This window comes from Oceanihabitans sp. IOP_32 (assembly GCF_009498295.1).
Taxonomy (GTDB): Bacteria; Bacteroidota; Bacteroidia; order Flavobacteriales; family Flavobacteriaceae; genus Wocania; species Wocania indica.
This window is the reverse complement of sequence record NZ_CP040813.1, coordinates 118427-143960: the sequence shown is the minus strand read 5'-3', so window position 1 is coordinate 143960 and position 25534 is coordinate 118427. Positions and strand designations below refer to the sequence as shown.

The window sequence follows — 25534 nt, the reverse complement described above, 5'->3', positions numbered from 1 at the left end:
TACAGTAATTTTTCGTTCCTTTAAACTTTATAAAACATCTTAATATGAAACACAGTATTTACACCTTATTAATTTTAACCATTATGATTTCGTCATGCAAATCGAACGACACAGAAAGACCACATTTGTCTTTAGAAGCTCCAGTGGCTAAAAAAATCCCGAAAGAATTAACCGTTCACGACGACACACGTATCGATAATTATTTCTGGATGCGTTTAAGCGACGAGCAAAAAAATGCCGAAACACCCGATGCACAAACACAAGATGTGTTAGACTACTTAAATGCAGAGAACGATTATTTAAGTAAAGCCATGGCGCATACTACCGAGCTCCAAGATAAATTATACAACGAAATTGTTGGTAGAATAAAAAAAGACGACCAATCGGTTCCTGTAAACGATAACGGTTACTCGTATTACACACGTTTTGAAGAGGGCGACGATTATGCTTTGTATTGTAGAAAAAAATTAGAAGAAGGCGCTCAAGAGGAAATTATGCTTAACGGCCCAGAAATGGCTAAAGGTCATGCATACTATGGTTTTGGTGGTCGTTCGGTAAGTCCAAACAATAAAATGCTGGCTTTTGCCATCGATACGGTTTCTAGACGCCAATACACCATCTATTTTAAAAATTTAGAAACGGGCGAATTATTAGAAGATAAACTAAGCAATACTGGCGGAAGTGCAACTTGGGCAAACGACGGAAAAACCGTGTTTTACACCACAAAAGATCCACAAACCTTACGTCAAAATAAAATTGTAAAACATGTTATTGGTACAGACCAGTCTGAAGATGTCGTGGTTTACGAAGAGAAAGACGATACCTTTAGATGCGGTGTAGGTAAAACAAAGTCTGATGCCTATTTGGTTATTGGAAGTTTCCAAACCTTATCAACCGAATTTCGAGTTTTAGATGCCAACACACCAGATGGCGAATGGAAGGTTATCCAACCTAGAGAGAAAAATTTAGAATACACGCTCGATCATTTTGAAGACCATTTTTATATTAGAACCAATAAGGACGCTAAAAACTTTAAATTGGTTAAAACACCAGTAAATAAAACAGAAAAAGAACATTGGGTAGATGTAATCCCACATAGAGAGAATGTATTTTTTCAAGGTATGGATCTGTTTCAAAACTATTTAGTTGCAGAAGAGCGAAAAGAGGGGTTACGCACCATTAGAGTTATGAAATGGGACGGCACAGACGATCATTATATCCAGTTTAACGATCCAGCTTATTTCGCCGCAACAACCTCTAATTTAGATTTTGATACCGATGTGTTGCGCTTTATGTACAGCTCGTTAACTACGCCAATGAGCACTTTCGAGTATAATATGACCGATAAGAGTCAAGAGCTTTTAAAGCAAACCGAAGTGGTAGACGATGCTTTTAAAGTTGAAAATTATACCTCAGAACGCTTGTTTGCAACGGCTACAGACGGCACCAAAGTACCAGTGTCTTTAGTGTATAAAAAAGGTGTTGAAAAAAATGGCAAGAACCCATTACTGCTTTATGCGTATGGCTCTTATGGTAACAGTATGGAACCTACATTTAGCTCTACGCGTTTAAGCTTGCTAGACCGCGGATTTATTTATGCCATTGCTCATATTCGAGGCGGACAAGAAATGGGGAGAGATTGGTATGAAGACGGAAAATTGTTAAAAAAGAAAAACACCTTCACCGATTTTATTGATGTTGGCCAGTTTTTAATCGACGAAAATTTTACAAATAGCAATCAATTATACGCTTATGGTGGCTCTGCTGGAGGGTTATTAATGGGTGCCGTGCTAAACATGCAATCAGATATGTGGAATGGCGTTGTTGCAGCGGTGCCTTTCGTAGATGTGGTGTCAACCATGTTAGACGAAACCATCCCTTTAACTACTTTTGAGTTTGATGAATGGGGAAATCCTAAAAACAAAGAATATTATAATTATATGAAATCCTATTCGCCATACGATAATGTTGAAGCTAAAGATTATCCAAATATTCTAATTACCACGGGCTACTGGGACAGCCAAGTACAATACTGGGAGCCTGCGAAATGGATTGCTAAATTACGTGAATTAAAAACCGACGATAATTTGTTAATCATGGAATGTAACATGGAAACGGGTCATGGTGGTGCCTCTGGTCGTTTTGAGCGATACAAAACACAGGCTTTAACCTATGCGTTTTTATTAGATTTAGAAGGAATTAAAGAATAGTAAAAACACACATAATAGTATATAATTAAAAACCAGTTGGCTTGAAACCCCAACTGGTTTTTTTAGTTTCTAAAGTAGTTAGAACTAATTTTATTTAATACGACATAAAAAATGCCAGTCATCTGGTAACCTTACAATAAAACCGTTTAAAGTATCTTGGTTTTAAAACACTAATTCCATTTTAATGTCACTGCGTTTATACGGGCTGTTGGGTTCTATTGGAATTTCAACAAAACCATATTTTTTATAAATATAAATGGCGTTTTCAAGTTTGGTGCTGGAGTAAAGTATAAGTTTTGGCAACCCTAATGATTTCGCGAAATCTATGCCATGTTGCATCAATTGTTGGCCAATTTTATGGCCTCTGTATTTTGGTGAAACCGCCATTTTGGTAAACTCAAATAAGCCTTCATTACCTAAAGGCATAAGTGCAAAAGTACCCACAATGTTATTTTCTAACTCAGCAAAAAAGATATGCCCGCCTTGGTCTATAATATGCAATTCGGGTTGGCTTAAAACGGTTTCATCAAAGGGTTCAACATAAAAATATGTTGTTAGCCATTCTATGTTTAATTTATAGAAATCTTTTGCGTATTTTTTATCAAATGGAATAATTTTAATTTTCATGTGTTTATGTCTATTATTTTTTTGGGTCACATGCGACATCTATTTAATCACTTTCTTGGCTATCAAGTTTAGGTTATAGATGTTTCATGCGCTTTTATAAAATCGGTAATTAAATAAGTTATAAGTTTGCCCACTTGGTTGGCGCTTTTCTTTTTTGGTGCGGCTTCGCAAATATGCAAATAAGTGGCGTTTTTATGATTTGCAAAATAGCTAACAAATTGTCTGGTTTGATTAACCGTAAAACCACTTGGAGTCATGGCACTACTGGGTATATTCGCTATGGCATCGCAGTCTATTTCTATGCCAAAGGGTTTGTGAGAGACATGGTTTAATGCCTTATACATAGCATCGTTGAAGCTTAATTTTTCTTTTATTTCTATATCTTCAAACGTACTAAAATCTAAATGTTTTGTTTCGCTTAAAGTTTCCAAAATCTTATTTGACGTGTAATTTTCGTGCAATCCAAAGATGTAATAGTTTTTCAGAAACCCTTCCGCGAAAGCGTAACTAAACCCATTACCGCTGTGTCGGCCCTCTTGTGGTCTAAAATCTGAATGTGCGTCGAAATTAACAACATTTACACATTTTTTTAGAGCTAAAGATGTCCCTTTTATGTTGCCATAGGCGTTGTTATGCCCACCTCCAATAACAATAGCTTTTTTGCCAGAAGATATAATTAACTGCATAATATGTGTAACGTGACTGTCTATGTGCTCCACTATTTTTCTGGCTTTTTTAATATCGCTTTTTTTGTTTTGATTAAGTTTTGAAACTTCCAATAATTCTGCGGTAAAGTCTAAATGGCCTAAAATTAACACCGAATTTGCCTTCGTGAAATTATTACTTTGAATATTTAGCAATATTTTTAAGGTGGCGTTCCATGCCTCTGAAGCCCCACTTTTACCGTGGTTAGCAAATACACCAATATCCTCTGGTAAGCCAAATACAACATGAGTAACGTCTAAATTTTGAAGTTGTTCGTATATATGTGATGGAGAGCTTAATATTTTTATATGTTCACCAAATTTAGATTCGCCACTGCGTTTCGTTAATAATTTATTAAGTTTGGTGTTATTAAATAAAATTAATTTTTCCATGGCGTTATTTTATTTGATTCGGAAATGTAATCATAATTTTTTTAAACCAATAATATAAACTTTTGAACTAACTAATACTTAAACAAACTTAAATTATGGAAAATAACGATAAGCCTACTGTTGTAGAAAATACAAAGAGTAACGAAGAAAACGCGAAAACTAATAAAGGTCTAAAAGTGGCTTTGGCTCTGGCTTTAATTCTTTTTGTGGGCACTGGTATTTATACTTTAAATTTATACCAAGACAGTGTTGATACTAAAAAACAATTAACCGAAGAAAAACGGTTAGTTATGACAGATTTAAATGCTATGGCGAAACAGTATGATGACGCTATAGGTGAAAATGAAGAGATTAATGCTGATTTGGTGGAGTCTAGAGCGCGTATTCAAGGCTTGATAGATTCTTTGAAAATTTCTGAAACCAATATTAAAAGTCTTTGGAGGTACAGACAACGATACAATACATTAAAGAAAGAAATGGATGTGTTGCTGGCTCAAAACGATTCGTTACGAGTACAAAATTCTTATTTAGCTACCTCTTTAGATAGCACAAAAATACGCTTAGAAGAGCGCACCATGTTTACCGATTCTTTATTAACACAAAATATTGCCTTAGCTGAGGTGGTTGAGAACGCATCGGTATTAAACACTATTGGTTTAAAGGGCTTTGGTGTAATACAACGCACATCGGGAAAATTAGTGCCAACCGAAAGAGCTAGGAGAGTTAATAAAATTAGAGTGTGCTTTACCGTGGCTAAAAATGAATTGGTACAGGCCGGAGATCAGGAATTGTATATTCAAGTTATAGATCCTAACAACAATATTATGGGCTTAAATCAACAAGTTCAATTTGGAGAAGTGTTGTTTAATTACAGTACGATTAGTAAATTTAATTACGAAAATGCAAATCTTGATATCTGTGAGTTTGTTAATAGTAGTAATGAGAAATTCGAACCAGGATCTTACACTGTAAACGTCTATAATCAAAGATACTTAGTTTCTACTTCAGAGTTTTCTTTAAGGTAAACAGAGCATCTTAATTTAATTTACAACTTATAAACCTCGAGTATCGCTCGAGGTTTTTTTATGGCTTTATTTGTTGAAAACTAAGGCAAAAACTTATTTTCTAACTCGGCAGTTGGAATCATACAAGTCTCTTTCTTACCAAACCATCTGTAGCGGTTCTTGGCAATAATATTGTAAATCCAATTGCGAATAAATGGCGGTACGATAATAAAAATATATAATACATTAATAGGAAACCGCAGTTTAGAAGCTATTTTTAAGGCTGCTGTGCTTTTGCTTTTCACCCCCTTTTTAGGGGTGTAAAGTAGTATGGAGTCTAATTTTTTGGTGTCAATATTAAGGGTTTTAACAAGTGCCGCTCCTGTAGTGCCTTGTAAAGGTGCAAACATAAACACATTGTTTTTATCGTGAGTTATTATAAATTGCACGCTGTGGTTGCAAAGATTACAAACACCATCAAAAAGAATTAGTTTTTTGTTTTTTGGAATATATTCCATAATTGTTAGTAATTGTGAGGAAGGATGACGTGACAATCGGTTAAATTATAGTTTTATTTAAAAAGATTCTCACGCTTTTTTAAAAAGCTCAGGATGACGGTGCAAAGATATGGCTTTACAAATTACTTAAAAAGGTATTTAAATCGGTTTCTTTGTCTAAATTTAGTTTCTTTTTTAGTCGGTATTTCGATTTTGAAACACTTTCTGGCAATACATTAAGCATCGATGCGATTTCTTTAGTGGAAAGATGCATACGTAAAAAGGAGGCTAACCGAATTTCTTTTTCAGTAATGTCTGCATAAACTTCTTTAAGTTTAATATCGAAGTTATTGTGCACCTCAGAGAAATAAGATTTAAAGACTTCCCAATTTTTGTCTTCGGCACTTTCTTTTCTAAGCAGCATCACTAATCGTCTAAATTCTATTTTAAAAAGTTGTGGCGATTGTTTTATTCTTTCAAGGTTCTCTTTTAGCTCGTTAATAAAGGTGTTTTTTTGGACCAGATGCAGGGTTTGACTTGCTAATTCTTTCTTTTTAAATGCTAATTCTTGCTTTAAAATTTCCTCTTGTTTTTCGCGTGCTATTTTATTCTTTTTTATGCGTTGTTTAAAGCTAAAATATATTAGACCCGCAATAGCAATAAAAGAAAACATACCAATGCTATAAAGTGTTTTTGTGAGTTTGTCATTTTTGGCCTGGGTGCTTAATGTTTCAATTTCTTTTTTCTGAAAGGTGATTTCTGCTTCCTTTTTTTCAGATTCGTAAATGGTTTTCAGCTCTTCTATTTGCTGCGTTTTTTTAATTGATAATATACTATCATTTACTTTTTGTGCTTCTTTTAGATAAAATATAGCCTCCTTGTTTCTATTTAATGATTCTAGTATAGTAGCACGAAAACTATAAAGGTTTTGAAGTGCGAGCATGGTATTGGATGCTTTCGCCAAAGCAATAGCGTGTTCTATTTTTTTTAGTGCTTGTTTGTGTTTTTTTTCGAAATAATCTGTTGTTGATAACCCCTTATAAGCATCAATAATATTTAGTATTATATTTTCTTTTTCTGACACTTTCCTGGATTCATCAAATGCTTTTCGAGCTAAATCATATTTTTCTCTAGTTATATAAATGTCGCCTAAATCATTTAAAGCACTAGATAATGATGATCTGACGTCATTTTGCCTGGCCAAACTTATGGCTTCTAATTGGTGCTTTTCAGCTTTATTAAAATCTCCCAATAGTTTATAAACCTTGCCAATCGCATTATTTGTTGATGTTATATAAATAATATCCTCAAAATCTTTATATATTTTTAATGCTTGTTCGTAGTAGTTTAAAGCTAATTTTAAATGCCCTAGTTCTTTTTCAATATCTCCAACTTGTTTTAAGGCATCAGCTTTTCGCGTTTTATGGTCTATTTTTTCGTATAAATCAAGTGCTTTTAAAGAATTTGATAAAGCTAAATGAAGTTTACCAATATCTAAATTACAGGCACCAATGGCTAAAAAAGAACCTGCTAAAAATTTTTGTCTGTAATAGGGAGGTTTAACGTTATGTTCTATTATGTTTATGCTTTCATGGAATATCTTCAAAGCGGTATCGTAATCGCCTTCTTCTTTAAAAATTTCCGCTAAAGTATAATCCACAAAAATTAATCCTCTGATTTTTTTTGTTTTTTTAAAATAAGATTTTGCTATGTGATAGTGATATTTTGCAGAGTCAATACTAGATTTGTTGAAATGATAATCTCCTAAATGCAAATGCCCAAGGCCTATACCATATTCATAATTTATTCTTTTTGAAATTTCTAATTCTTGTAACGCATAGCCTCTTGCTTCTTCTGGATTAGAAAACATAAGTTTTTCATGCAGTCTTGTGAGTATCCTAATTTTTAAAGAATCGTCTTCTTTTTTCAGTTTAAGCGCTTTTTTTAAACTATCAACAAGTTTGGTGTTTTGTGCTACAAGATTGGTTTGAACTGTTAATAAGAGAAAGAATATTATACGAAAATACATCTTTTAAAAGGTTGGTTATTATGAAACCAAGTTAGTTAAATTTAGAATATGTCCAACACTAATATATATTCCAATATGTAAGTTAGTCTATGGTTTGTCCATTATCGAATTTTAATAATTCAATAATAATTAATTGATTATCAGTTTTTTAAAGTTGTTTGTTTTTATTTAGATTTTGATGCAATCTATGTGAAAATCTCAATCCTGTCTATACTTTGTCCATGCCAAAAATTAGTTTTCACTTGCATTTCTATCTAGTTTTAGAGTGTTGAATCACAAAAACTAGAAATTATGAAAACACAATTATTACCAGTTAAAAACATTATTTATACAGCATTTTTCATCATTACGCTTTTTTCCTGCGCTGGGTGTAGTAAGGAAAGTGTTGATGCCGGAAAGGTCTCAGATGAAACATTGCAAACAATAAATGATTTATTGGAAGATCTATCAGACTTTGTTCAGCCAGAAGTTTCAGGTAAAGAACTACTAAAAGAAAGTGACCCAGAACGTGAAGGGCAAACCGATGAGTGTGTTGTAAAAACATATAAAATGGCACCTGGTTTTAGCGAAATGATTTTATTGGATCCTACCAGCGATGTTATCTACCCTGGGGCCATGTTAAAAGGGGAATCCATTCCTACAGGAGAATACATCGGAATTACAGGCGGTAGAGCACCAATAACATTATCAGTTTCATTGGAAAATTTAAACGGTAAACCATCTGCCTATGTTGAAAACCCAAATATTAATACCGTTAGAGAAGGCGTAAAAGATATGTTGCAGCAAGGAGTAACGGGATCTACAGCTGCAAAGGTTAATTTTACCACAGAAGAAGTTTACTCAGAAGAGCACTTAAATATCGCTTTGGGGGCAAGCTATACCAAAGGGAGAAACAGTGTTTCAGGGTCGTTTAATTTCAGCAGTTCAGAAAAGAAATATAAATATGTTATCAAGTATTTACAGGTGTATTACACTATTGATTTAACAATTGAAGAGAGTGAAAACCCTGCAAAACTGTTTACAGGCCTGCCAAATTTAAACGCTATAAGTCCTGTAATTGTATCATCGGTAAAATACGGAAGAATGCTATTGTACACCGTAGAAACAAATTCTAAGTTTAGCGATACGCAAGCGGCTTTTAGTGCGGCGTTTAATGGCGGAGAAGTAAACGGAGAAGGCGAGCATAAAAGTTTTTGGGAAAGTTCCACAGTTAAGGCTTTGGTAGTTGGTGGTTCGTCGGGAGATGCCGCTCAGGTAGTTAGCGGTCCTGAAGGCGTTTATACGTACATCACAGAAGGCGGGGAGTATTCTGCAAATTCACCAGGCGCGCCATTAGGCTACACCTTAAGGTATATTAAAAAAGGATTTCCTGTTGCTAACGTTGTTTTGTCTAGCGAGTATAATATTAGAACGTGCTATCAGGCCTACCAGAAATTCGGTATTCAGCTTCACGGATTAAATATGGTAAAAAATAACGGCGGTAGCATACGTTTACATGGTAATATGAAAGCAAAAATTTATCAAGGCGGTAGTGTTAAGGGGTCAGTCTCTTACACACGTACCAGAAACAATTATATTATACCAGACGAAGGCAAATTTTGGCCAATACCAACCATTGAAACTAGAGAAATAGAATTGTATAAGCCCGATTTAGAGAACGATTATATATTCTTATCTGCAGAGTTTACTGAAGATGATACCATTGGTGACAATGACTATTTAGGAAAAAAAGAAGAGAAAATTTTACTGAAAAATGTACAAGATGATAAAGAACCTTATATAAGATTGCTTTTAACTGAAGATGCTGATATTGATATGCGTACCTATTTTTACGCATGGCGCATTTATTAATAATAACTATTAGTCAATACAGTCGGCGCCTAAAGTTGTGATTCAGCAACTTGGTGTTGGCTGTTTATTGGTTTACGAACAATGATGGCTCATTGCAGTATACTTTGATCCAATACTGCTAAATTAACAGAAAACAGCGACTGCGAATGATAGCTATTTTTTTTCCGCCTCTACCAATTCCAACTGGTTCAAGCTCACATTGGTGGTAAACATACCATAATTAACAACGGCCTTATTCTTTTCAATTTTATCAATACTCCCAACGGCACGTCCATCTTGCAGTCTAACGCGGTCGCCTACTTTTAAAACAGCTTTTGGCTTAGGTTGTTCAATAGCTTGTTGTTTTGCTATTTTTTTCTTTTTTCTTATGACTTCAACCTTCTTTTCGGCTTCTTGTTTTACTTGTTTTTCTTTTGCTTTTTGCGCCTTTTTTTGCTTTGCAGAAACTTTTTGTCGTTTAGAATTTTCAATTTGAACCAACTTAAAAAGCTCGTCCATTAAAACTTTTTTCTTTTTATTTTCAAAGTAACTTTCGGCAATGTCGTTAACTTTTTGGCCTAAGTAAATAAGGCGTTGATTGCTATCGTATAATTCTTGATAGTTTTCTAGTTTTTTTTGAATTTTAGCGTTGATTTCTTCTAATTTATCGGCTTCTTCAATTTTTTTCTTTTCATTTAATTTTAAAGATTGGCCAGTTTTCTCAAGTTTAGAGCGTTCTTTTTGGAGTTTTGCTATAGTCGCATCAAAACGTACTTTACTGCGCTCAATCTTCTTTTTAGCCCGATTAATTAAACTATAGGGAATGCCGTTTTTCTGAGCCACCTCAAAGGTAAAACTACTGCCAGCTTGACCAATTACAAGTTTAAAAAGGGGTTCTAAAGTGCGTTCATCAAAAAGCATATTGGCGTTTAGCATATGCGGCAACTCATTTGCTAATATTTTTAAGTTGGAATAGTGAGTTGTGATGATTCCAAAAGCTTCACGATGATAAAATTCTTCTAAAAATGTTTCAGCCAAGGCACCACCCAGTTCGGGATCACTTCCTGTACCAAATTCATCAATTAAAAACAGTGTATTTTTGTTACACTTCTTTAAAAAATAATTCATTTGTTTTAAGCGATAACTATAAGTGCTTAAATGGTTTTCAATAGATTGATTATCGCCAATATCACTTAATATCCTTTCGAACAAACACACATGACTGCGCTCGTGTACCGGAATTAATAAGCCGCTTTGTAGCATCACTTGCAATAAGCCCACCGTTTTAAGCGTGATGCTTTTACCACCTGCATTTGGACCAGAGATTACTATAATCCTACTGTCTTTTTTAAGGGTAATGGTTTGCGGAAATGTTTTTTCTTTTTTCTCTAAATTATTTAAATAGAGTAGCGGGTGGTAGGCATCGCGCAAGTACATGCTACGTTCTTTTGAAATTTCAGGAAGAATAGCATCCATAGATTTGGCGTATTTCGCTTTCGCGGAAATCACATCGATATCGATTAAAAAGCTTTGATAAGCTTCTAATAAAGGTAAAAACGGACGCATATAATTGGTAACTTCCTTTAAAATACGAATCACCTCTTCATGCTCTTCATATTCTAGGTTGTTAAGCTCACGCGAGTATTGCAAGGTGGTTTCTGGCTCTATATAAACAATACTGCCCGTTTTGCTGCCGCCCATTATGGCGCCTTTTACTTTACGGCGATACATGGCTTTTACGGCGAGTACACGTTTGTTATCTACCACAGATTCTCTAATATCGTCTAAATAATCCAGATTATGATACATGTTTAATGCACTGGAAAAACTAGCGTTTATTTTACCTTTTATACGGTTTATAGATTGACGTAATTCAAAAAGTAGAGCAGAGGCATTATCTTTTATATCGCCAAAACGATCTGCAATAGCATCAACTTTTTCAATAATAACTTTGGTAACCTCAATGTGTGAGGCGTGTGTGTTTAAATTGGGGTAGTATTCTTCAAACTTTTTTAAATAGCTAACAATCTCATTAGTTGTTAACGAAATGGATACGAGTTTTTTTAAACTATGTACTTCTAGATAGGTATTTTCTATACCTAATAGTTTTAGTTCTTTTGAAATGCTATCAAAACCATGATTTGGAATACGATTCTCATTATAAAAAGACGATAAATACTCGTTGGTTAATAGTAAAGCTATTTCTAGGTCCTCTTTATGTTTAAAGGGTGTAATTTGAAGCGCTTTCTCGTGCCCTAAAGGTGTTACACAATGTTCGCTAACTTGTTGTAAAACCGTCGAAAACTCTAAATCTTGTAATGTTTTTTCGTGAATGTGTATCATTCTTGTGTTTATAAAAGGATTGCAAAGTTAACCATTCTCCTTTATATGTTTTTGCTTGTTGCTGCTTTAGATTGAAAATAAATGACAAAATTAAATTTTAGGAATGAGCTATTTTTAATAGGGTTAGTTTTGGTGATGTGGTGTTAAAAATGTCTCGTAATTTCGGCTAACTAATATAATTCCAAATGTTTTTGTACTTAGCTAATTGTTTGTAGGTGTTAAGAATGACGCTATTTTCTGGTTTAGAAAGTGCAGGGTCATTTTTAAGAATTTTTTTAGCGTAATACCTCGCACTTTGCAAGATGTCATTATCCTTAACAATATCGGCTATTTTTAAGTTTAACACCCCGCTTTGCTGTGTTCCCATGATATCGCCAGGACCACGTAGGCGTAAATCCACTTCGGCAATTTCAAAGCCGTCGTTGGTTTTAACCATGGTTTCTAAGCGTGTTTTACTTTGGTTGCTTAGTTTGTGGCTGGTCATTAAAATACAATAGCTTTGTTCTGCACCACGGCCCACACGACCACGTAATTGATGGAGTTGCGATAAGCCAAAACGCTCGGCACTTTCAATAATCATAACCGAGGCATTGGGCACATTAACCCCAACTTCAATCACGGTTGTGGCCACCATAATTTGAGTTTCACCTTTAATAAAACGCTGCATTTCGAATTCTTTATCGGCGGGTTTCATTTTACCATGCACAATAGATATTTGATATTTTGGCATCGGGAAATCTCTAGAAATACTTTCGTAGCCATCCATTAAATCTTTATAATCCATGGCAGCACTTTCTTGAATTAACGGATACACAATATAAATTTGTCGGCCTTTTTCAATCTCATCTCGAATAAAACGAAACACATTCAAGCGATTACTATCGTATCGATGCACGGTTTTTATCGACTTTCTGCCAGGTGGTAATTCATCAATAATAGAGATGTCTAAATCACCGTAAACCGACATGGCTAAGGTTCGAGGAATTGGCGTAGCGGTCATGACTAAAACATGAGGAGGGATAAGAGAAGCAGCCCTGCCAACCTCTCTAGAAGGGAGGCTTTTTAAGCGGTTTTCTATATATTGTAAAACATGATCAATATCACCAAGAACTTGCTCGTTAGTGAATCTAATAACTTTAAAACCTATTTCATTTAGAATTTTTGTTCGTAAATCGTCAGCCTCTTTTTGCTCGATCGTATGGTGGCAGCCACCATCAATTTCAATTATCAAGTTTTTTTCTAGTGACACAAAATCCACTATAAATTCATCAATAATATGTTGCCTTCTAAATTTAGAATCTAATTTTTTATCCCTCAAAGATTCCCATAAAACACCTTCAGCTTCTGTGCTATGTTTTTTGTTTTCTTTTTGCAACTCTTTTATCAAATTATAGGTAGATGGTCGAGCCGTCATATATTTTTTTCGAACAGATTGGGTCTCCTCCTTTTGGAGGGATTGATGAGGACTTCCTTTCTTCCATAATTTACTGCGTTGTGCAACTCCAAATCGGTGTTGTTCATCGATAATGGCGAGTCCTAAATTCTTAAATTTCACCTTGTCTTCTAGTAGGGCATGCGTGCCAATAAGTATTTGTAAATCGCCATTTTCTAAAGCTTCATGAATTTTTTTTCGTTCTGAAGTTTTACTTGAGCCAGTGAGTAGTTTTATACTGATATTGAGGTTTTTACAGAGTTCAGATAATCCGTTATAGTGTTGGACTGACAAAATTTCAGTCGGCGCCATTAAACAGGCTTGAAAACCGTTGTCAAGTGCCATTAACATTGACATGAACGCCACAATTGTTTTTCCAGAACCCACATCACCCTGCAAAAGTCGATTCATTTGTGCATTACTCCCTAAATCGGCACGAATTTCTTTTAAAACACGTTTCTGCGCATTAGTTAATTCAAAGGGTAAATGGCTTGAATAAAAGGTATTGAAATAGTCGCCAACTTTATCAAAAAGAAAGCCTTTTATTTTCGATTTATTAATGAGATTTTTTAAAATTAATTGCAGTTGAATATAAAATAATTCTTCAAATTTTAAACGGTATTGCGCCTTAGAAAGTAGCTCCTGATTCTTTGGAAAATGGATATTAAAAAGAGCGTCTTTTTTAGAAATTAATTTTAATTCTGAGCGTAAATTATCAGATAACGTTTCAGTAAAACGACCTTTAGTTTCTATAAATAACTGCTGCATGATGTTCCCCATCAAACGATTACTAATGCCTCTATTCGATAATTTTTCGGTAGAAGGATAAATGGCCTGCATGCCAGAGCGCATGTTCTTTTCATGGTCTTCTAAAAGCTCCAAATCTGGGTGTGCCATATTAAATTTACCGCTAAACCAATTGGCTTTGCCAAAAGCGACATAGGGTTTGTTTAAGATTAAATGCTCTCGAATCCATTTTTGACCCCTAAACCAAACCAATTCCATAGTGCCAGTGTCGTCTTGAAAAGTGGCTACTAATCGTTTTCCGCGTTTTTGAGCCACTTCTTTAAGGCCAGTTATTTTGCCAATAACTTGCACATCGGTATTACTGCGCTGCAAATCGTTAACATTATAATACTTTGTTCGGTCTATATATCTGTTTGGAAATAAATTTATTAAATCTTGGTAGGTGTGAATACCCAATTCCTTACGCAGTAAATCGGCACGATTGGGGCCAACGCCTTTTAAATAATCGATAGGGGTTTGAAGATTAACACTCATAACAGCGAAATTATAATATTTATAGCAAAATTAAAACGTATTTGCATTAACTATTATACGAATCTTGAAATGCGTTTAAATAGGGCTAGGGTTTAGAATGATTGTTTTAATGGGTGTGATAAAGTGTATTTATAATTTAAAGAAACCTATAATAGCAGAACATAAAGATCACACAGGTTTTAAAATCTGTGTGATCTTTATATTTAATTGAGGGTTATAAATCTATAGTGAGAACCGATTTGTTTTCCCAAAAAAATCAGTTTTAAAACACAACTTTTTAACGAGCGACGACATTCTGGTACTTTGAGAAGGAAAAAAGGATTATTTTCCGCCCATTATTTAGTCTTTTAAAAGTTTATCTATTTTACAAGTTGGGTTTCTTTTTTTGTTTCAGTAAAATCAACTTCAATTTGATTATTGATGATATCTTCAAAAGTTTCTCTTTTTCGTATTAAATGTGCCTTGTTATTATACCATAAAACTTCTGCAGGTCTATAGCGTGAATTATAATTACTAGCCATAGAGAAACAGTAAGCTCCAGCATTATTAAAACATAGAATGTCGCCTTCTCTTATTTCGTTAATACGTCTATTGTTTCCAAAAGTATCTGTTTCACAAATATAGCCTACAACCGTATAAAAACGCTCGCGACCCTCTGGATTTGAGATGTTTACAATATCGTGATGCGCGCCATAAAACATAGGTCGAATTAAATGATTAAACCCAGAATTTACTTGAGCAAAAACCGTAGATGTGGTTTGCTTTACTGCGTTTACCGTGGTTAAAAATTTGCCAGATTCGCTTACTAAAAATTTACCAGGCTCGAATACTAGGGTTAATTCTTTCCCATAAGCTTTACAAAACGAATTAAATTTAGAAGATAATTTCTCTCCCAATTCTTCAATATTAGTTTCAATATCTCCAACCTTGTAAGGCACTTTAAAACCAGAACCAAAGTCTATAAAATCTAAATTTTTAAAATGACTAGCTGTATCAAAAAGAATCTCACTAGCGTATAAAAACACGTCTATATCTAAAATATCACTACCCGTGTGCATATGAATGCCGTTAATAGTCATGCCCGTATTTTCTACAATACGCAACAAATGCGGAATTTGGTGTATTGAAATGCCAAACTTAGAATCGATATGCCCCACAGAAATGTTACTGTTACCACCAGCCATAACATGCGGATTTATACGAATACAAACCGGAATTTTAGGATGTTTTGTTCCAAATTGCTCTAAAATTGCAAGATTATCAATGTTTATTTGGACCCCTAATTTAGCAGCTTCTTCAATCTCTAGAAGTGAAACACCATTAGGTGTAAAAATAATTTCTTCTGGTAAAAAACCAGCAGCGAGTCCTAGTTTAACCTCTTGAATAGACACGGTATCAATACCAGAACCTAAAGTTTTAAACAGTTTTAATATCGATATGTTGGATAAAGCTTTTACAGCATAATTTAACTTTACGGTTTTTACACCTTTAAACGCATTGGTTAAACGCTTGTATTGCTCTGTAATTTTTTCAGCATCATAAACGTAAACAGGGCTACCGTATTCTTTTGCTATGTTTAGTAACTGGGTATTGGTCATAATTTCGATATTTGTTCAAAGATATTTTATTATTTTTAAATATAAATTATTCAAACTAAAATTTTTAAATTTTAATAAATTATTAGCTAACGTAAATTTAGAACGTGTTTTTCTAAGATTTACTGGTTAAATTTGATAAAATGAGACTTTTAAACCATAAAAAAATATGGATTTAAGATGTATGCAGCTTGATTAAATGATTTTACTGAAGAAAACACCTTCTAAATTTGAAATCTGCTATATTTTACTACCTTTATAAACTATGACAAAAGACACAAAAATTGCCGTATTAATTGACGGCGACAACGTACCATCAAAATACATAACAGAAATGATGGAAGAAATAGCCAAATACGGCACGCCAACGATTAAAAGGATTTATGGTGATTGGACGAAACCCCATTTATCGAAATGGAAAAATATTTTACTTGAAAATGCTATAACTCCGATACAGCAATACGGTTATACAACCGGCAAGAATGCAACCGATTCGGCTATGATTATTGATGCCATGGATATTCTATACTCTGGAAAAGTAAATGCATTTTGTCTGGTATCGTCAGATAGTGATTTCACCAAATTGGCAACACGTTTGCGAGAAGCCGGTATGATGGTTTACGGCATGGGCGAGAAGAAAACGCCAAATCCGTTTATTGTGGCCTGCGATAAATTTATTTATATTGAAATTCTTAAAAGCGAAAGTGATAAAGATGAAAAGGGCATGATCACTAAAAAAGAAAATTTATACAATATCACTCCTAAAGTTATTAAAATGTTGCAAACCTCGGTTGATGATGCTGCCGATGATGATGGCTGGGCGTTTCTTGGTGATGTGGGGTCTTTAATTTTGAAAAAACAACCCAATTTCGATTCAAGAAACTTTGGTTTTGCCAAACTAACTCCGCTTTTTAAGTCGTTACCACAGTTTGAAATGGAACAGCGCGATAAAAAAAGCAGTTCGAAGTTTAAATTGATTTATGTGAAGAATAAGTAAAGTTTTGCATTTTTAACGAGAAACGATGGGCGATTTTATTAGCTTAAGTATATAATAAGACTAATCTATTGTGCTAATAATTATCAATTTAAGCGTTAATAAGACCTAACGGGTTTCAAAAACCTGTTAGGTCTATGAGGTTCTCATAACGCATTGTTTTCAAGGTGCTTAATAAAGAAAGAACATTTTTTTAATAGAGACGACGTCTTTTTTATTAAACTATGCTTCAAATAGCGTTTTATTACGTGCGTTCCTCCATGGTGTGATACACATTTTGCACATCGTCATCTTCTTCAAGTTTTTCTAGGAGTTTCTCTACATCTGCCGCCTGCTCTGCAGTTAACGATTTGGTAACTTGAGGAATACGCTCGAAACCAGAGGATAATATTTCGATATTTCGATTTTCTAATTCGGCTTGAATGGCACCAAAGCTTTCAAAAGGAGCGTAGATTAGGATGCCATCGTCGTCTTCAAAAACTTCTTCGGCTCCAAAGTCTATAAATTCGAGCTCTAATTCTTCGGGGTCTAAACCTTCGGCGTTAATTCTAAAATTGCAAGTGTGATCGAACATAAAAACCACCGAGCCAGAGGTGCCTAAACTGCCATCACATTTATTAAAGTAGCTACGTACATTGGCAACGGTTCTGGTGTTATTATCGGTTGCTGTTTCTACTAAAACCGCTATGCCATGGGGGGCATAGCCCTCAAAAATAACTTCTTTATAATCGCCTTGACCTTTTTCACTTGCTTTTTTAATAGCGCGTTCTACATTGTCTTTAGGCATGTTTACGGCCTTTGCGTTTTGAATAACGGCTCGCAAACGCGCATTATTTTCCGGGTCTGGACCACCTTCTTTAACAGCCATAACAATATCTTTACCAATACGTGTAAAGGCTTTGCTCATGGCAGACCAACGTTTCATTTTTCTGGCTTTTCTAAATTCAAAAGCTCTTCCCATAGTCTGTTTTTTTTTATTTCCGCGAAAGCGATTTTTTTATAAAATACTATAATTCAAGGTTAGCAAATTTAAAAAAATTCTCAAAATGCTATGCGACCTTGAACTAACTATTTTATTCATCTTCTGGTTCAACAATATACTCGATGGCTTTGGCTAACTTAAAGTCTTTTTCTGTAACACCATCGACATCGTGTGTAGATAGCGAGATAGTAAGTACATTGTAGACGTTAGTCCAATTAGGATGGTGATTTAGGGCTTCGCACTCGAAAGCAATTCTGCTCATAGCACTAAAACAATCTTTAAAATTTTCGAATTCAAATTCGGCGTGAATGGCATCATCATAATATTCCCAATCGGGTAGGTGAAGCAGTTTTTTTTCTATATCGTTTTCAGATAATTTGCTCATTATTTATGTTTTTAAAAGTGAACTGCCTAAGATAATAATTTCGGGCATCAAAATCAACTTAATTTTAAATCGGTTAAAATGTCTTGACTAGTTAATTGCAGGTTTTTTGGCAAGAGATTGTATTTTGGTAAAGCCGCTAAATAACGATCGTCGTTTGTAGTATAAACCTGCTTATAAATGGCATTTGATGCGTTTAAATTAGCTACAGTTTCTTTAATAAAATCGTCGTGATGTACCAAATCGCTACTCCCTAAATGAAAAACACCGAATTTATTCCTGTTAATTATGTAGTGTATTTGTTGGGTTATTTTACTGTGAGTTGTTACATTAATGATTAATTTAGGAAAGACCTCGATGGGTGTTTTTTCTTTAATTTTCTGAGTAATTTCCAGCATACGAGGCGATTGGTTTCCAAAAACCATAGGCAAACGTAGAATGGCGACCTGTTTTTGGGGCAATCTTAAAAGCATATTCTCGATTTTTATTTTAAAATGCCCGTAAATACTATGGCTTAGGGTTTTATCGGTTTCGTAACTTGGGTATTTACTGTAGGCATCAAAAACATTGGCAGAGGATAGAAAGATGATTTTTGTTTTGCCTGCTAATACATATTCGACCAGATGTTGATGCAGTATAACTTGCTTAGAGAAGTCTCCTCGAAGTGTCGAAATGATGATGGTGGGTTTTACAATATCGAGAATCTCGTAAATATCGTCTTCTTCAAAATTGTACTGAAAAAAATGATGGTTGCTCTCGTAATGTTTGTTGGCTGTATTATAGGTTCCAAAAGTTTTAAAATAGGAGCAAAGCTCTTTGTAGATGGCGCCACCTAAAAATCCGCTTGCTCCTAAAATTAAAATGTTATGTTTACTTTCTGTCGCCTTCTCCTTCATTTAAAACATCTGAAAATGTTATCCTTTATAAAAAGGCAATTTAACCACCGTTGCGGGAATTGTTTTTTTACGTATTTGAATGTGTATTTTACTATCTGCCGCAGCAAAAGCATTTGGTACATACCCGAGGCCAATAGCCACACCTAAGCTAGGGCTCATGGTACCAGAGGTTACTACACCAATTTTGTTGCCGTCGGCATCAACAATATCATAACCATGACGTGGAATGCCGCGTTCATCCAATTTAAAACCAATGAGTTTGCGTTTTGTACCACCTTCTTTTTCGGCTTTTAGAGCTTCAGAATTTGTAAAGTCTTTTGTGAATTTTGTAATCCAACCTAAACCAGCTTCAAAAGGTGAGGTGTTTTCATCGATATCATTTCCGTAAAGGCAATAACCCATTTCTAAACGCAGGGTGTCTCGGGCTGCTAAACCTATGGGTTTAATACCATAATCGGCTCCAGCTTTAAAAACCTTGTCCCAAATTTGCTTAACCGCTTCGTTTTTGCAGTAAATTTCAAAACCACCACTACCGGTATAGCCTGTGGCCGATATGATCACATTATCGATGCCGGCAAAATCGCCAACTACAAAGTTGTAGAACTTAATGGCCGATAAATCATGACTTGTTAAACTCTGCATGGCCTCAATAGCTTTTGGGCCTTGAATGGCGAGTAACGAGTAATCATCACTTATGTCGCGTAGCGTAGCTCCAACATCGTTTTGCGATTGAATCCAGTTCCAATCTTTTTCGATATTACTGGCATTAACCACCAATAAATACTGGTCTTCTTTAAGTTTGTAAATAATTAAATCGTCTATAACACCGCCATGTTCATTGGGCATATAGCTGTATTGTGCTTTCCCAACGGTTAGTTTACTGGCATCGTTACTACATACTTTTTGGATTAAATCCAGAGCGTGTTCGCCTTCAATTATAAACTCGCCCATGTGGGATACATCAAACACTCCAACGGCATTTCTAACAGTGTCATGTTCTATGTTTACACCTTCGTATTGCACAGGCATATTATAGCCTGCAAAAGGAACAATTTTTGCTCCTAGAGCTTCGTGAGTTTGAGTTAATGCGGTATTTTTCATTTATTTTTTTGTTAAATATAATAATTGTTTAAATGTATTTTTAGCTGTTTGAGTGCAAAAAACAGGTTTTTAATGCTAGGCTAATATCTAATGAGCACAAAGTAACAAAAAATACTTAATGTTACGATTAAGATGTTTTCTATTATTACTATATTTAGATTTTTATTTGTGAATTACGGATGTGGAGAACTTCTTATTTTTTATAGGTGCTTAGCGCTTCTAAAATGGTGATGTTGTGTATGAAAAAGCAAATTAAAAGTAAAGATGACTAACGGTTTGTAGCTATCCATTAGTCTTCGAGTTAAATCTAGGAAATCGTGAAACTTTTATACTTGCGCTTATTAAAATTTCGAGGTTTGTTATTTAATTAAGTTTTTTATTTTTTACGTAAGATATTTCTTAATCTAATATTTAAATATTTATATTTTTGAAAAGTATAACTATAATTGCTCCAAACTCTTTTGGGTACCTTCATTATTTAATTGATGAGTTGGAAGCTCACCCCAATGTAGTAGTAACACATATAAATTTTTCAGACTTTAGATATGTTTATTCTTCTAAATTTGATAAGATTAAAAATGCGGTAAATAAGGTTATTTTTAATAAGAATATTAAAGATAAATACAAGTCGAAACGTATTTTAGACTTTTTTTTAAAGAAAAAAGAAAAAGAGGATTATATTGTGGTTATTCGACCGGATGAAATCGAATTAGAGACGCTTTTAAAAATAAAAACGCATACCAATAATTTTATTGCTTTCTATTTTGATGCGATAGCAAAATTTCCGAAAAAGAAAAATCTCATCCCTATTTTTGACAAGGTATATAGTTATGAAAAAGAGGATGTTAAAAATTATAATTTAGAATTTATTACTAATTATATTTATGATTTTGACAAATCTAAAGCATCGTCCTTTGAAAACAAAGTTTTTAATATTTCGTCGTATGATGAGCGGTTTGGGACTTTAAAAAAAGTAGTAAAATACTTAAGAAATAATAATATTGAGTATAATATAATTGTTAGAAAAGAAGTGGTTATTGAAGATGAGTACATAACGATAGTTCCAGATTATTTGCCATTAGAAGAAGTTAAAAAGCATATTCTAAATTCTGAAATCCTTTTAGATATTCAAAAACAAAACCAAAAAGGATTAAGTTTTAGGGTTTTTGAAGCTTTGGGGTATAATAAAAAATTAATAACTACTAACGAGGATGTAAAAAACTACGATTTTTATAATCCGAATAATATATTAATAATTTCCCCCAATAGTATAGACATACCTGAGTCGTTTTTAAATTCTGCTTATCAAAACATTGAAGATAGCTTATTGTTTCCTTATACTTTAGAGGGTTGGATTCTGAAGGTTTTTTCTATTTAATAGTACGCTTTATGGACTTTTAAAAGTTCTTCAAACATGTGTTTGGTAATGACCTCTTTAGTAAAATGATCTTGTAAACGTTGATACCCGTTTTTAATGAATGCATCTTTAAGGGTGTCGTCCTCAAGCAGCTTTAGTACAGCTTGTGCAAATGCTTCAGGATTTTCTTTTTCACAAAGAAACCCCGTCTTATTATGTACCACGACCTCTGGAATACCTCCAGCATTTGTAGCCACAATAGGGACGTGACTGGCATAGGCTTCTAATAAAACACCACCTGTGGGTTCTAGTTTTGAGGTAAATAGAAATATATCAAAATCAGGAAAAATCTCTGGGATATCCTCTCTAAAACCTAAGAATAACACCGTGTCTTCTAAATTTTCTTCTTTAACAAAGGTTAAAATTTCGTCTTGTAGATTACCCGTTCCTATTAATAAAAATTTGGCATTAGGAATCTTATCTTTTAAAATTTTAGCTGTTTTTACAAAAGTATAATGATCTTTAAACTTTACAAAGGCAGATATATTAGCTATTAAAATGGTGTCTTCTGGAAGTTCTAGCTCCTTATGTAATTTATAAGTTTTTTTTGTGTTTTTAAAAACTGACAAATCTGTTGCACTACCCACAATAGCAAATCGAGAAGGATCTTTAATTGAAGGTTTTAAGGCTTCAACAACTGCCTGAGATACACAAATGAGCTTAACCAAATATTTGTAATTGTATTTCCAGATGCTAAGCGGTTTTCCAGATATATCTTTTATTAAAGTTCTAAAAAATACTAAAGGTGTTTTTTTGTAGGATAGCTTGGAAGCCAAAACACATAAGGTGTGCGCTCTACTACTATGTATTAAAATTAAATCGATTTTTTCATCTTTAACAACTCGTTTGATTTTTTTAATCCAACTTAAGCTATATTGTGATTTTAAGGGTAAGGAATGAACATTAAAATTTTTATGATTTGCAACTTCAGCTAGTTTTGTTTCTGAGGGGCAAATTAAAACTTGATGTTCAATTTTTGCATTGAAAGCTTCGTAGTAATAAACTATTTGTTGCTCATGTCCTCTCCAAACATTGGACGCTGTAATTTGTAAAAGTCTCATATTAAACCAAAGTAATTTTGACGAACAAATATAGGTTAAGTTTTTTTTTAAAAGTAAACTTTTTGACACCTAAAATATAATATTGTAATATTGCCGTATGAATAAAGTCGTACAAAAGTCATATCAATCATTTGAAAACGAAATCGATAATTTTATCATCAATTTCAATACGCTTGGAGAAAATTTTGGGAACCAAGAGCGCAACGCTTTAAAATTATTTGATTTAGATGGTAAGACTATTAACATTAAGTCTTTTAAAGTACCACATCTTATCAATCAAATCGCATATCGGTTTTTTAGAAAAAGTAAAGCGCAACGCTCTTTTGAATATGCTAATAGACTTAAAGGTTTAAATATAGGGACTCCGCAACCCATTGCCTATTACGAATTTAAAACACCTTTTCTATTTAAAAAAAGTTATTATATAAGCGAACAAATTGATTGCGATTATACTTACAGGGAGTTAACTACAGATTTTAATATTTCTAATTACGACGAAATTCTTAGAGCTTTTACAAGATTTACCTTCGATTTACATGAAAAAGGCGTTCATTTTTTAGATCATTCTCCTGGGAATACTTTGATTAAAAAAACAGAAATAGGTTACGACTTTTATTTGGTGGATTTAAACCGTATGGCATTTAAAACTTTAGATTTTGAAACACGAATTAAAAACTTTTCAAAATTAACCATTCACAAATCTATGGTTGAAATAATGAGTGATGAATATGCCAAATGCTCTGGAGGAAATTACGATGCTATTTTTGACTTAATGTGGCAAGAAACCGAAGCTTTTCAAGAAAAATACCACCGTAAAAGACGCTTAAAAAAGAAGCTTAAATTTTGGAAGCGTTAATTAATTTTTCAAGCTCTTTATACCTATAAAACACACCGTAAGCATTGAGATAACATATTTGGAAGCCTTCTTTTCCGTCTAAAATACCTAATCTAAAAAAATAGTTTGTAATAAACTTATAAAGGGGTTTAAAATAGAAATGAAAAACATTTGGTGTCGTGCCTTTTTGAAAAATCTCTAAGGCTTTGAGCTCGGCATAGTGCTCCATTTTAGATTTAAAATGAGACGCGCTGTCTATACAATAATGGATCATATTATGTTTTAAAATTTGGCTTGCTCCATCTATTTCTGGCATTTCGTGTACTATTTTATCTTCAATATATTTTACCTTATTTTTTCTGAACAATCGGTACGTAGTATCGGTTTGAAAGCCGCTAAAACGAATTCTTTTCTGCTTAAAAAAATAAAGCCGTTTCACCATAAATGCTGCAATAGGGGTTGGAGAGTTTATGGTGGTAATAATTTCTGACTTTAATTTATTTGTTAAACGTTCATCGGCATCAATAAATAAAATCCAATCGTGTTTGGCTTGGGATAATGCATAATTTCTTTGATCGGCAAAATTTTTAAAAGCGCGTGTTATGGTGGTCACGTTTTTAAATTTTTCTAGTTTTTCAAGCGTGCCATCTGTACTAAAAGAATCTACGACAATAATTTCGTCAGCAAAGCTTACATTTTCAATTACAGCGTCAATATGATTGACTTCGTTATAGGTAATTAAGAGCGCCGATATTTTTGATTTGTTTTTCAATTTATAATCAATTTAACCAAGTTCTTTATTTACCTTTTGTAATGCCGAAGCTATTATTTGGTGCATGTCGTAATATTTATATTCTGCTAACCTGCCACCAAAAATAATGCTATTTTCTTTTAAGGACAAAGCTTTGTATTGCTGATATTTTTTCTGATTTTCTTGGTTGTTAATAGGGTAGTAGGCTTCTTTATCTTTAGACCATTGTTCTGGAAATTCTTTGGTTACTACCGTGTGTTTTTGTTTTCCAAATTCAAAATGCTTATGTTCAATAGTTCTAGTGTATGGAATTGTGGCATCGTTATAATTTACAACCGCATTACCTTGATCGTTTTCTTTTTCTAATCTTGTGTTTTCAAACCTTAACGAACGGTATTCTAAATTCCCATATTTATAATTATAGAATTCATCAATTTTTCCTGTGTACACCGTTTTTGAGGCTAATTGGCTTAATTCCTCTTTGTTTTCAAAAAAATCGATATTAGTTTTTGTTTCAATACCTTTTAAAAGCCCATTAATTATTTTGTTATAACCACCTATAGGGATACCTTGGTATTTATCGTTAAAATAGTTATTATTAAAGGTGTAACGCACAGGTAAGCGTTTAATAATAAAAGCGGGAAGTTCTGTGGCCTTTTTGCCCCATTGTTTTTCGGTGTACTCCTTAATTAGGGTTTCGTACACATCTTTTCCTATAAGTGACAAGGCTTGTTCTTCGAGGTTTTTTGGATTCTCACAACCGTATTCTTTTATCTGATTTTCAATAATTCGTTTGGCTTCATCGGGTGTTTTTGTGCCCCATAATTGATAAAACGTGTTCATATTAAAAGGTAAATTGTACAATTTACCTTTAGAAATTGAAACAGGAGAATTTATATAATTGTTAAATTCAGCAAATTGGTTTACATAGTCCCAAATCTGTTTATCGTTTGTATGAAATATATGTGCGCCGTATTTATGTACGTTAATGCCATCAATGTTTTCGCAGTAGACATTCCCTCCTAGGTGGTCTCTTTTGTCTATCACAAGGCACCTTTTTCCTGCTTTTGTAGCTTCGTATGCAAACACGCATCCAAATAGTCCTGCTCCAACAATTAAATAATCATACTTTTGCATACTTTTATGTTTTTTAACAAAACTAGGATATTA

General features: G+C 33.7%; 20 protein-coding genes. 6 read left to right on the top strand and 14 right to left on the bottom strand.

What is annotated here, in order from left to right; genetic code table 11:
* The first annotated feature begins 44 nt into the window (after positions 1 to 44).
* Positions 45 to 2210 (top strand): S9 family peptidase, encoded by a 2166-nt coding sequence (locus tag FEZ18_RS00605; protein WP_153266516.1) that lies wholly within the window; start codon positions 45 to 47, stop codon positions 2208 to 2210.
* Between the two features lie 162 nt (positions 2211 to 2372).
* On the opposite strand, the gene FEZ18_RS00600 is transcribed toward FEZ18_RS00605, so the two are convergent.
* Positions 2373 to 2837, bottom strand: a complete 465-nt coding sequence (locus FEZ18_RS00600; protein ID WP_153266515.1) for a GNAT family N-acetyltransferase — start codon at positions 2835 to 2837, stop codon at positions 2373 to 2375.
* Between the two features lie 68 nt (positions 2838 to 2905).
* Positions 2906 to 3934: a formimidoylglutamase gene (locus FEZ18_RS00595; RefSeq protein WP_153266514.1), complete on the bottom strand. Its 1029-nt coding sequence runs from the start codon at positions 3932 to 3934 to the stop codon at positions 2906 to 2908.
* Between the two features lie 95 nt (positions 3935 to 4029).
* Here FEZ18_RS00595 and FEZ18_RS00590 point away from each other — a divergent pair, with 95 nt between their 5' ends.
* Positions 4030 to 4959: a chromosome partitioning protein ParA gene (locus FEZ18_RS00590; RefSeq protein WP_153266513.1), complete on the top strand. Its 930-nt coding sequence runs from the start codon at positions 4030 to 4032 to the stop codon at positions 4957 to 4959.
* Positions 4960 to 5039: 80 nt separating this feature from the next.
* On the opposite strand, the gene FEZ18_RS00585 is transcribed toward FEZ18_RS00590, so the two are convergent.
* Positions 5040 to 5456, bottom strand: coding sequence for a thiol-disulfide oxidoreductase DCC family protein (locus FEZ18_RS00585; RefSeq protein WP_194269493.1), 417 nt, complete (start codon positions 5454 to 5456; stop codon positions 5040 to 5042).
* Between the two features lie 115 nt (positions 5457 to 5571).
* The gene (locus FEZ18_RS00580; protein ID WP_153266512.1) at positions 5572 to 7464 is read right to left on the bottom strand and encodes a tetratricopeptide repeat protein; all 1893 of its coding nucleotides are present in this window, start codon (positions 7462 to 7464) and stop codon (positions 5572 to 5574) included.
* Between the two features lie 291 nt (positions 7465 to 7755).
* On the opposite strand from FEZ18_RS00580, the gene FEZ18_RS00575 reads away from it, so the two are divergent.
* The gene (locus FEZ18_RS00575; protein WP_153266511.1) at positions 7756 to 9315 is read left to right on the top strand and encodes a thiol-activated cytolysin family protein; all 1560 of its coding nucleotides are present in this window, start codon (positions 7756 to 7758) and stop codon (positions 9313 to 9315) included.
* A gap of 153 nt (positions 9316 to 9468) precedes the next feature.
* Here FEZ18_RS00575 and FEZ18_RS00570 read toward each other — a convergent pair whose 3' ends face one another.
* The 3 genes from FEZ18_RS00570 to lysA all read right to left on the bottom strand — a co-directional run bounded on the left by FEZ18_RS00570 (position 9469) and on the right by lysA (position 15948).
* Complete coding sequence (locus FEZ18_RS00570) at positions 9469 to 11637, bottom strand: endonuclease MutS2 (protein WP_153266510.1); 2169 nt, start codon at positions 11635 to 11637, stop codon at positions 9469 to 9471.
* Positions 11638 to 11803: 166 nt separating this feature from the next.
* On the bottom strand, positions 11804 to 14350 hold the full coding sequence (locus tag FEZ18_RS00565) for a DUF559 domain-containing protein (protein ID WP_153266509.1): 2547 nt from the start codon (positions 14348 to 14350) through the stop codon (positions 11804 to 11806).
* Between the two features lie 359 nt (positions 14351 to 14709).
* Positions 14710 to 15948 carry a diaminopimelate decarboxylase gene (gene lysA, locus FEZ18_RS00560; protein ID WP_153266508.1) on the bottom strand — a complete coding sequence of 413 codons (1239 nt, stop codon included), beginning with the start codon at positions 15946 to 15948 and terminating at the stop codon, positions 14710 to 14712.
* A 262-nt stretch (positions 15949 to 16210) separates the two neighbouring features.
* Here lysA and FEZ18_RS00555 point away from each other — a divergent pair, with 262 nt between their 5' ends.
* On the top strand, positions 16211 to 16942 hold the full coding sequence (locus FEZ18_RS00555; RefSeq protein WP_153266507.1) for an NYN domain-containing protein: 732 nt from the start codon (positions 16211 to 16213) through the stop codon (positions 16940 to 16942).
* A 241-nt stretch (positions 16943 to 17183) separates the two neighbouring features.
* Here the strand turns inward: FEZ18_RS00555 and FEZ18_RS00550 are convergent, their stop codons facing one another.
* The 4 genes from FEZ18_RS00550 to gcvT form a co-directional block, all read right to left on the bottom strand.
* The gene (locus FEZ18_RS00550; RefSeq protein WP_153266506.1) at positions 17184 to 17900 is read right to left on the bottom strand and encodes a YebC/PmpR family DNA-binding transcriptional regulator; all 717 of its coding nucleotides are present in this window, start codon (positions 17898 to 17900) and stop codon (positions 17184 to 17186) included.
* A gap of 112 nt (positions 17901 to 18012) precedes the next feature.
* Positions 18013 to 18306, bottom strand: a complete 294-nt coding sequence (locus tag FEZ18_RS00545) for a 4a-hydroxytetrahydrobiopterin dehydratase (RefSeq protein WP_153266505.1) — start codon at positions 18304 to 18306, stop codon at positions 18013 to 18015.
* Positions 18307 to 18359: 53 nt separating this feature from the next.
* A complete protein-coding gene (locus FEZ18_RS00540) occupies positions 18360 to 19199 on the bottom strand; it encodes a sugar nucleotide-binding protein (protein WP_153266504.1) in 840 nt (279 codons plus the stop codon).
* 18 nt (positions 19200 to 19217) lie between these two features.
* Positions 19218 to 20300, bottom strand: coding sequence for a glycine cleavage system aminomethyltransferase GcvT (gene gcvT / locus FEZ18_RS00535; RefSeq protein ID WP_153266503.1), 1083 nt, complete (start codon positions 20298 to 20300; stop codon positions 19218 to 19220).
* 427 nt (positions 20301 to 20727) lie between these two features.
* On the opposite strand from gcvT, the gene FEZ18_RS00530 reads away from it, so the two are divergent.
* Positions 20728 to 21678, top strand: coding sequence for a hypothetical protein (locus FEZ18_RS00530; RefSeq protein WP_153266502.1), 951 nt, complete (start codon positions 20728 to 20730; stop codon positions 21676 to 21678).
* Here FEZ18_RS00530 and FEZ18_RS00525 read toward each other — a convergent pair.
* Entirely contained in the window at positions 21675 to 22778 is a 1104-nt protein-coding gene (locus tag FEZ18_RS00525) for a glycosyltransferase (RefSeq protein ID WP_153266501.1), read from the bottom strand. The two genes, FEZ18_RS00530 and FEZ18_RS00525, sit on opposite strands and share 4 nt — an antisense overlap.
* Before the next feature lie 97 nt (positions 22779 to 22875).
* On the opposite strand from FEZ18_RS00525, the gene FEZ18_RS00520 reads away from it, so the two are divergent.
* On the top strand, positions 22876 to 23634 hold the full coding sequence (locus FEZ18_RS00520; RefSeq protein ID WP_153266500.1) for a lipopolysaccharide kinase InaA family protein: 759 nt from the start codon (positions 22876 to 22878) through the stop codon (positions 23632 to 23634).
* On the opposite strand, the gene FEZ18_RS00515 is transcribed toward FEZ18_RS00520, so the two are convergent.
* Both FEZ18_RS00515 and glf read right to left on the bottom strand, forming a co-directional pair.
* Positions 23615 to 24385 carry a glycosyltransferase family 2 protein gene (locus tag FEZ18_RS00515; protein WP_153266499.1) on the bottom strand — a complete coding sequence of 257 codons (771 nt, stop codon included), beginning with the start codon at positions 24383 to 24385 and terminating at the stop codon, positions 23615 to 23617. The genes FEZ18_RS00520 and FEZ18_RS00515 overlap by 20 nt on opposite strands.
* Positions 24386 to 24397: 12 nt before the next feature.
* Positions 24398 to 25501: a UDP-galactopyranose mutase gene (glf, locus tag FEZ18_RS00510; RefSeq protein ID WP_153266498.1), complete on the bottom strand. Its 1104-nt coding sequence runs from the start codon at positions 25499 to 25501 to the stop codon at positions 24398 to 24400.
* Between the last annotated feature and the right edge of the window lie 33 nt (positions 25502 to 25534).

Excerpts from the sequence above, each read along its gene's own strand:
- FEZ18_RS00605 (WP_153266516.1), top strand. The coding sequence starts at position 45 with ATGAAACACAGTATTTACACCTTATTAATTTTAACCATTATGATTTCG.
- FEZ18_RS00600 (WP_153266515.1), bottom strand. The coding sequence starts at position 2,837 with ATGAAAATTAAAATTATTCCATTTGATAAAAAATACGCAAAAGATTTC.
- FEZ18_RS00595 (WP_153266514.1), bottom strand. The coding sequence starts at position 3,934 with ATGGAAAAATTAATTTTATTTAATAACACCAAACTTAATAAATTATTA.
- FEZ18_RS00590 (WP_153266513.1), top strand. The coding sequence starts at position 4,030 with ATGGAAAATAACGATAAGCCTACTGTTGTAGAAAATACAAAGAGTAAC.
- FEZ18_RS00585 (WP_194269493.1), bottom strand. The coding sequence starts at position 5,456 with ATGGAATATATTCCAAAAAACAAAAAACTAATTCTTTTTGATGGTGTT.
- FEZ18_RS00580 (WP_153266512.1), bottom strand. The coding sequence starts at position 7,464 with ATGTATTTTCGTATAATATTCTTTCTCTTATTAACAGTTCAAACCAAT.
- FEZ18_RS00575 (WP_153266511.1), top strand. The coding sequence starts at position 7,756 with ATGAAAACACAATTATTACCAGTTAAAAACATTATTTATACAGCATTT.
- FEZ18_RS00570 (WP_153266510.1), bottom strand. The coding sequence starts at position 11,637 with ATGATACACATTCACGAAAAAACATTACAAGATTTAGAGTTTTCGACG.
- FEZ18_RS00565 (WP_153266509.1), bottom strand. The coding sequence starts at position 14,350 with ATGAGTGTTAATCTTCAAACCCCTATCGATTATTTAAAAGGCGTTGGC.
- lysA (WP_153266508.1), bottom strand. The coding sequence starts at position 15,948 with ATGACCAATACCCAGTTACTAAACATAGCAAAAGAATACGGTAGCCCT.
- FEZ18_RS00555 (WP_153266507.1), top strand. The coding sequence starts at position 16,211 with ATGACAAAAGACACAAAAATTGCCGTATTAATTGACGGCGACAACGTA.
- FEZ18_RS00550 (WP_153266506.1), bottom strand. The coding sequence starts at position 17,900 with ATGGGAAGAGCTTTTGAATTTAGAAAAGCCAGAAAAATGAAACGTTGG.
- FEZ18_RS00545 (WP_153266505.1), bottom strand. The coding sequence starts at position 18,306 with ATGAGCAAATTATCTGAAAACGATATAGAAAAAAAACTGCTTCACCTA.
- FEZ18_RS00540 (WP_153266504.1), bottom strand. The coding sequence starts at position 19,199 with ATGAAGGAGAAGGCGACAGAAAGTAAACATAACATTTTAATTTTAGGA.
- gcvT (WP_153266503.1), bottom strand. The coding sequence starts at position 20,300 with ATGAAAAATACCGCATTAACTCAAACTCACGAAGCTCTAGGAGCAAAA.
- FEZ18_RS00525 (WP_153266501.1), bottom strand. The coding sequence starts at position 22,778 with ATGAGACTTTTACAAATTACAGCGTCCAATGTTTGGAGAGGACATGAG.
- FEZ18_RS00520 (WP_153266500.1), top strand. The coding sequence starts at position 22,876 with ATGAATAAAGTCGTACAAAAGTCATATCAATCATTTGAAAACGAAATC.
- glf (WP_153266498.1), bottom strand. The coding sequence starts at position 25,501 with ATGCAAAAGTATGATTATTTAATTGTTGGAGCAGGACTATTTGGATGC.